This is a genomic window from Salipiger sp. HF18 (assembly GCF_011806505.1).
Lineage (GTDB): Bacteria > Pseudomonadota > Alphaproteobacteria > Rhodobacterales > Rhodobacteraceae > Salipiger > Salipiger thiooxidans.
Genome location: NZ_JAATOS010000781.1, coordinates 1 through 1240 on the forward strand (window position 1 = coordinate 1; position 1240 = coordinate 1240).

Here is a 1240-nt window from a genome sequence, read left to right on the forward strand (position 1 = left end):
TCTGCCTCGCGGCGCTCTACGAGAGCTGGACGATCCCGCTGTCGGTGATGCTCGCCATGCCCATCGGCGTGCTGGGCACCATGGGCGCGGCCTACTGGTTCGGCTTCGACAACGGCGTGTTCTTCCAGGTGGGCCTGCTCACCGTCATCGGTCTGACCGGCAAAAACGCGATCCTCATCGTCGAATTCGCCCGGGAACGGTTCGAGGCCGGCGAGGAGATCCTGACGGCGGTGAAGGAGGCGGCGCGCCAGCGCTTCCGTCCGATCATCATGACCTCGCTCGCCTTCACCCTCGGCGTGGTGCCGCTGGTGCTGTCGAGCGGCGCCGGCGCCGGCGGCCGCAACGCGGTCGGTTCGGCGGTGCTGGGCGGGACCATCACCGGCACCGTGCTGGGCGTGATCTTCGTGCCGCTGTTCTTCGTGGTGGTGATGCGGATCTTCGGCCGCAAGCAGATCCGCGAGAACGCCGCGAAGGCCAAGGCCGAAACCGCCTGAGACCTGGCGCCATGACGCTTCCGACGCCGCCCCCGCCCCGGGGCGGCGTTTTCTTTTGTCGCACCGGTCTTTTCATGCGCCCGATGCCACCTAGATACATCATATTCACGATATTGAACATGATGGCCGGCAGCGCCCGGCAGGACCACAGCAGAAAGAGACGCGACATGCCCCGCAGCCCCATCGTCAAGAGCTTCTGGGACGAACCGACCGGAAGCTGGCAATACGTCTTCCACGATCCCGCCACCATGAAGGGCGCCATCGTGGATCCGGTCTGGGACTACGATCCGCTGGCCGCGGCGACCTCGACCCGGAACGCCGATGCGATCCTTGCCTACGTGCGCGAGGCGGGCATCGAGATCGTCTGGATCCTCGACACCCACCCCCACGCCGACCACTTCTCGGCGGCGCCCTACCTGCAGGAGCAGCTCGGCGCCCCCACCGCCATCGGCGAGAAGGTGGTGAAGGTCCAGAGGCTCTGGAAGGAGATCTACCACCTCGGCGACGACTTCCCCACCGACGGCTCGCAATGGGACCGGCTCTGGGCCGATGGCGCGCGCTTCGAGGTGGGCGAGATCCCGGTCACGGTGATGTTCTCGCCCGGCCACACGCTGGCCTCGGTCACCTATGTCGCCGGCGACGCGGCCTTCGTGCACGACACGCTCATGATGCCCGACAGCGGCAGCTCGCGCGCGGATTTCCCCGGCGGGTCCTCGGCAGAGCTCTACGCCTCGATCCGGCGTATC

General features: G+C 67.2%; 2 protein-coding genes. Both read left to right on the forward strand.

The genetic code is table 11. From position 1 onward, the window contains the following. A partial coding sequence (locus HC022_RS26870) for an efflux RND transporter permease subunit (RefSeq protein WP_175583751.1) occupies positions 1 to 494 on the forward strand: 494 nt, incomplete at its 5' end. Positions 495 to 661: 167 nt separating this feature from the next. After that, positions 662 to 1240: MBL fold metallo-hydrolase (locus HC022_RS26875; protein WP_167454411.1), on the forward strand; the 579-nt coding region annotated here is incomplete at its 3' end.